The organism is Aeromonas aquatica, assembly GCF_000764655.1.
Classification (GTDB): domain Bacteria; phylum Pseudomonadota; class Gammaproteobacteria; order Enterobacterales; family Aeromonadaceae; genus Aeromonas; species Aeromonas aquatica.
In genome coordinates, this window is the sequence record NZ_JRGL01000084.1 from 1 (window position 1) to 880 (window position 880).

The 880-nt window shown below is 45.2% G+C and carries 1 protein-coding gene; it reads right to left on the reverse strand.

Going from position 1 to position 880, the window contains the following annotated elements:
• Positions 1–96: 96 nt before the first annotated feature.
• On the reverse strand, positions 97–880 hold a 784-nt coding region (locus LG30_RS21500), incomplete at its 5' end, for an NAD-dependent epimerase/dehydratase family protein (RefSeq protein WP_152599118.1).

Consider the following 880-nt stretch of genomic DNA (forward strand, 5'->3'; position numbering starts at 1 on the left):
AGCCGGTATCAAACAGGCCGAGCAAGGTGACGACCAACAAAATAGGCCAAAGCAATAACAAGCCAAAAAATGCTGCACAAAAATCAAGCGCTCGAATCAACATCCTTCTTTATCCTCAATAAAACAGCGTTTAATCCCTTCCTCCAGCGATATCGGTGGCTGCCAATCCAATGTTGTTTTGGTGTGGCTGATATCGACCAGCAGATTACCACACAACCGCTCAACCACCGCCTGCTTACCCGTTAGCTTGCCTGCCAATCGTAACCAGCTCATTGGCACCGGCAATAATCGCGGAGATTTACCTGCAGCACGACTCATCATCTCAAGTAACTGAGTGGTAGATACATCCTGATCATCACTAACCAAAAAGGTCTGATTGGTAGCATGAGGGTGGGTAACACAGGTAATGATCAGATCGGCCAGGTTATCAAGTGCGACAAAACTTCGCTGATTATGAATTGCTCCAAGCGGTAACCAACGACCATGCCTCACGGCATGAGTTAACTTACCAAAATTACCCGGTGCATTAGCACCATAAACCAATGGCGGACGAATGATGACGACTTCAAGACCAGTCTCTTTAGCTAACTGGCGTAAGCCCAACTCTGCGGCATATTTTGATTGGGTATATTCATCCCAAGGCTGGGAGATATCATCAAAGCGAAATGCTCTTTGCTGATTATGCCCACCATTCACTCCGATTGAACTAATAAATATAAACCGCTTAGCACCCTGTTCTGTTGCCTGCTTGGCTAACTTTATAGTAGCAGCACAATTAACTCGATCAAACTCGCTTTTTTTATCTGTAGAATCTTTATGAACATGGGCCATAGCGGCACAATGGATTACAATATCCGAACCGAGTAACGCATCTGTATAG